Raw genomic sequence first — 5,099 nt, 5'->3', positions numbered from 1 at the left:
GGCGCCGGAGCCGACCTTGAAGGTCTGCGCCGCCCCGCCGTAGGCGTTGGTCACGGTGAGGTTCACGACGACCGGGCCGGAGTTGGTCATGGTCAGCTTCAGGCTGCCGTCCGCCGCCACATGACGGGCGGTGACCTCGGGCCCGGCCTTCGCCGCGGGGCCCTGCCAGGTCCGCAGGAAGCCGTTCGGACCCCAGACCGTGAGGTCGATCCGGTTACCGGTCGAACTGCTGGTGCTCCAGGTGTCCGAGAGGGTCTTGCCCGCCTCGACGCTGTAGGGCCATGGCCCGTCCGTACGGTTGCCCGACGTGCTGTGGAAGTGCGCGCCCAGCGTCGGTCCGCCGGAGAAGGTCAGGGTGAACTTGCCGGTGGAGACGGTGGCCCGGCCGTCCACGTAGGGGCTGTACCCGAGCGCGCGGGTCGGCTTCGATCCCGGCTCCTGCTTCGGGAGGGTGCCGGTGGCCGGCGGGGTCGGGTGGTAGGAGGGGTGGCGGTTCTTGTCCGGCGGCGCGTACCGGGCCGTGGAGGGCAGAGCGGCGGGTGCCCCGTCCGCGCGCCTGAAGTCGAAGGCGGAGGTGAGGTCCCCGCAGATGGCGCGGCGCCACGGTGAGATGTTCGGCTCCCGCACCCCGAAGCGCTTCTCCAGGAAGCGGATCACCGAGGTGTGGTCGAAGGTCTCCGAGCAGACGTAACCGCCCTTGCTCCAGGGTGAGACCACGATCATCGGCACCCGCGGACCGAGCCCGTACGGGCCCGCCGCGTAGCTCGTGCCGCCCGGGTAGAGGTCCTTCGTCACGTCGGCGGTGGACAGCCCCCAGGCGGACGAGGCCGGAGGGTACGGCGGGACCACGTGGTCGAAGAAGCCGTCGTTCTCGTCGTAGGTGAGGAAGAGGGCGGTCTTGGCCCAGACCGCCGGGTTCGACGTCAGTGCGTCCAGGACCTGCGAGATGTACCAGGCGCCGAAGTTCGTGGGCCAGTTCGCGTGCTCGCTGAACGCCTCGGGAGCGGCGATCCAGGAGACCTTCGGGAGGGTCCCGGCGGCCACGTCCGCGCGCAGTCGGTCGAAGTACGTGCCGCCCGCCTTGACGTCGGTGCCGGTGCGGGCCTTCTCGTACAGGGCGCTGCCGGGCTGGGCGTCACGGTAGCTGTTGAAGTACAGCAGGGAGTTGTCGCCGTAGTTGCCACGGAAGGCGTCGCTGATCCAGCCCCAGGACCCTGCGGCGTCCAGGCCGTCGCCGACGTCCTGGTAGATCTTCCAGGAGACCCCTGCCGACTCCAGCCGCTCGGGGTAGGTCTTCCAGCCGTAACCGGCCTCCTGGTTGCCGAGGACCGGGCCGCCGCCCGTGCCGTCGTTGCCGGTGTGACCGGACCAGAGGTAGTAGCGGTTGGGGTCGGTGGCTCCGATGAAGGAGCAGTGGTAGGCGTCGCACACGGTGAAGGCGTCGGCGAGCGCGTAGTGGAAGGGGATGTCCTTCCGCGTCATGTGCGACATGGTGGTGGCCGTCTTGGCCGGCACCCACCTGTCGTACTTGCCGTTGTTGTACGCCTGCTGGCCGCCGGCCCAGACGTGGTCCAGCCCCTCCAGGAACTGCATCCCGAGGTCGGCCACCTGAGGGTTGAAGGGGAGGACGTCCTTCGTCCCGTCGGACTGGTGGAAGACGGACTTGCCGTTGTCCTGGAGCACGGGCCGGGGGTCCCCGAAGCCTCGTACCCCCTTCATCGCCCCGAAGTAGTGGTCGAAGGAACGATTCTCCTGCATGAGCACGACGACGTGCTCGATGTCCTGGATCGTGCCGGTGGTGCCCTGCGCGGGAATGGCTGCGGCCCTCGCGATGCTCTCGTTCAGCATCGTGAAGGCCGCGGCACCTCCGGCGATCCGCAGAAACCTGCGCCGGTCGAGTTCTGTCATGGGGGACGGCCTCCGGGGTATGGGGGGGGGACAGCGAGGTCGCCCCAAGGACAGCGCTCCCCGGATACCTGGCGGGGGCTGGTTCGTGAAACCTCGCCGTACACCTGGCGAACGGAAGGCCCCGAAGACGGCCGGCGCCCCGCCCCGGCCGGTTCGGTCTCCGAGGCGACCGGCGGTCCGTCAGGAGCGTAGGCGTAGCGGGGCGTAGACGGACAGGGCCACGAGGAACGCCACGCCGTAGGCGAGGTCCGCCCCGTGCAGGGCTTCCGCCACCGGGCCCACGTAAAGGCCGGTGCTCATGAACGGTACCGCCGCGACGAAGGCGACCACGAAGGCGGCGACCGCCTGCCACCACGGCCGGTCACGGGCGCCCTCGGCGGCGAGGTCGATCGGGGCACCGCGGCGGGCCCTGGCCCTCGCCCACCAGTCGACGGCCACGATCGCGACGAAGCCGGGGATCCAGTAGCCGACGAGGAGCAGCACGTTCTGGAAGCGTGCCGTGGTGTCGGCCGCGTGCATCCACAGCACCAGCGGGAAACCGAGCGCGGCGGCGAGCGCGGCGGCGACGGGGCGCGGCAGGCGCACCCCGATCGTCTGCAGCGCCAGGGAACCGCTGTAGTCGTTCATGGCGTTGCTGCACAGCGCGGCGAGCACCACGGCGAGCAGGCCGAACGCCCCGAGCGCGCCGCCGCCCAACAGGGTGTCGATCCCCCGCGCGGTCTGATCGGTGAAGACGGACGCGCCCCACAGGCCGAGCGTCTGGACTGCCACGAAGGAGACGCTGATGCCGAGCAGGGTGCACCAGAACATTCGCGGGCGGGAGGTACCGACCGGAAGGTAGCGGCTGAAGTCGCTCGCGTACGGGGCCCAGGACAGCGACAGGCTCAGCGCGATCGTGAACGTCAGGACGAAGGCGCCCGCCCGGTCCCCGCCGTGCGCGGCACCGGTGGCGGCGGGGTGCACTCCGTCCAGCAGTTTGACGGCCAGCACGGCGAAGGCGGCGGCCAGGAGGAACGTCATCACGGTCTGGAGCCGGTGGATCGCCTCGTACCCCAGTACGCCGAGGCCCCCCTGGGCGGCCATCATGACCAGCACGCCCAGCCAGAACGGCCAGCCGCACAGCTGGGCCAGCGCGTCCCCGCCGAACAGGCCGATCAGCGCGTCCCAGGCGATCGAGGACAGCCACTGCAACGCTCCGGGCAGTACGACTCCTCTGCCGAACGCCATTCGGGCGAGCGGGAGTTGACCGACTCCTGTCCGGCTTCCCCAGGTGCCGAGGGCGGCCGTGGGCGCCGCCCCGACGAGCGTGCCGAGGACGACCGCGACGAGCGCGGTGGAGAAGTCCAGGCCCAGCGCGATGCCGACGGTGCCGGTGAAGACGCCGGTCATGGTCAGGTTGGGCGCGAACCAGACGGTGAAGAGCCGACCGGGGCCGCCGTAACGCCGGTCCTCGGGGACGGGGGCTATCCCGTGGGTCTCGATCCGCAGATCGCCGGGTGCGGTGGGCATGCGGCCACCGAAGGCGGTCCGCGAGTACGGAGCCTCCCGCTCCGCGACCGCAGGGTCGTTCTGCGCATATGGCAATGCCATGAAGACATCCCTCCGCCAGTGCTAGCTGGTTCAGGTTCGACGGGTGTGATCTCAGCCCCTCGTGGGGCACCCCGTGTCCGGTTCGCCGGTCAGGATAGCCGGACGGCGGCCCGGGGCAGGTCAGCGGGGGCGACCGAAGCACGATCACCGGGAGAACGGTCGGCGCGAGGCGCGAGATGCGGGACCCGCCGGGGCGCGCGGGCCGGAAGTGATCACGGTCCACCCTTTTCCGTCCTGGCCGTTGACGTTCCCGCACCCCGGTGACAACGTTGTCGAGCACTGTCGGACACCCCGCACCCTGCGTCGCACCTCGAACAGGAGAGCTCCGTATGCGCTGGTCCCCCTCACGCCGTCAGGTCCTCGGCGCCTCTCTGGCCGCCCTGGCCGCCGCGCCCGCGACCGCTGCCACCGCGTCCGCCGCGCCGGGCCCGGCCGGCAGTCGGTCCGCCTCGGCCTCCCTCTCGCGGGCCCACGTCACCTACCGCGCTCTGGAGAAGTACTTCGACGTGGCGGACGGCACCGGGCTCGTTCGCGAGCAGTACCCGGTCGCCGTCGACGACCGCCCGTACTCCTACGAATGGCCGCTGTCCCAGGTCCATGTCGCAGCCCTCGACCTGGCCTTCGTGGATCCCCGCCACGCACCGGATCTGGCCGTCCGCGCCAAGGCGCAGGAGTTGTACTGGAACGCCTCGGGCGGCACCACCGGGCTCGCCGGCTACGACTCCTATCCGGTCGCGCCGCACGGCGACGGCGGCGACATGTTCTACGACGACAACGAGTGGGTGGGGCTGGCCAAGTCCCAGCTGCATCTGCAGACCGGCGACCGCGCCGCGCTCCGCCGCGCGCGGGAGATCTTCGCGCTGGTCGAGTCGGGCTGGGACACCGACGCGGAACACCCCGCCCCCGGTGGGGTGTTCTGGACCCAGGCCGACTGGAACCACTGCCGCAACACGGTCTCCAACATGCCCGGCGCCCAACTCGGCCTGCGCCTGCACCAGATCACCGGCAAGTCCCGTTATCTGGAGTCGTCCAGGTGGTTCTACGACTGGACCAACACCCACCTGCGGACGCCCGAGCACCTCTACTGGGACAACCTCGACCTCGCCGGCACGGTCGACCGGACCATCTGGTCCTACAACCAGGGCGTCCCGGTCGGCGTCGGCACCCTGCTGTACGGGGCGACCCGCGACCGCACCTACCTGAATCAGGCCCGGAGTACGGCCGAAGCCGCGTACGCCCACTTCGTGACCGAGGGCAGGCTGCTGACCCAGCCCGTCTTCTTCAACTCGATCTTCTTCAAGAACCTGTTGCTGCTGGAGTCGGTGACGGGCGGATCCGCCTACCGACGGGCGATGGCCGACTACGCGGACCACATCTGGTCCGAGCAGCGGGACAGCGCCACCGGCCTGATGCGGTTCGCCGAGGACGGGGCCACCCAGGCCATCGAACAGGCCGCCGCCGTACAGATTTTCGCGGTGCTGGCCTGGCCGCGCGGCGCCTGGCGGACGCTGTACTGAGCTCCGGCACGTACGGACGTACGGACGCGCCGACGAGCGCGCGGCCACCGCAGAGCCGTCCGACCGGAGAAGGCGCGGGAAACG

At 70.6% G+C, this 5,099-nt stretch carries 3 protein-coding genes and 1 riboswitch; of the genes, 1 reads left to right on the top strand and 2 read right to left on the bottom strand.

What is annotated here, in order from left to right:
• The coding region (locus ACFWEP_RS31335; RefSeq protein WP_387375180.1) for a phosphocholine-specific phospholipase C at positions 1–1,908 on the bottom strand (1,908 nt) is incomplete at its 3' end.
• 180 nt (positions 1,909–2,088) lie between these two features.
• On the bottom strand, positions 2,089–3,498 hold the full coding sequence (locus ACFWEP_RS31330; RefSeq protein WP_387375178.1) for a purine-cytosine permease family protein: 1,410 nt from the start codon (positions 3,496–3,498) through the stop codon (positions 2,089–2,091).
• Positions 3,489–3,582, bottom strand: a riboswitch (TPP riboswitch). Its footprint overlaps the gene before it by 10 nt.
• A gap of 245 nt (positions 3,583–3,827) precedes the next feature.
• Here ACFWEP_RS31330 and ACFWEP_RS31325 point away from each other — a divergent pair.
• Complete coding sequence (locus ACFWEP_RS31325; protein ID WP_387375176.1) at positions 3,828–5,015, top strand: glycoside hydrolase family 76 protein; 1,188 nt, start codon at positions 3,828–3,830, stop codon at positions 5,013–5,015.
• Positions 5,016–5,099 lie beyond the last annotated feature (84 nt).

It is taken from the genome of Streptomyces sp. NPDC060198, assembly GCF_042728415.1.
Classification (GTDB): domain Bacteria; phylum Actinomycetota; class Actinomycetes; order Streptomycetales; family Streptomycetaceae; genus Streptomyces.
Note: the sequence above shows the minus strand (reverse complement) of the source record. Positions and strands in the feature narration are given on the sequence as shown.

What these genes read in the sequence shown, in the direction of transcription:
- ACFWEP_RS31330 (WP_387375178.1), bottom strand. Translation starts at nt 3,498, where the DNA reads ATGGCATTGCCATATGCGCAGAACGACCCTGCGGTCGCGGAGCGGGAG.
- ACFWEP_RS31325 (WP_387375176.1), top strand. Translation starts at nt 3,828, where the DNA reads ATGCGCTGGTCCCCCTCACGCCGTCAGGTCCTCGGCGCCTCTCTGGCC.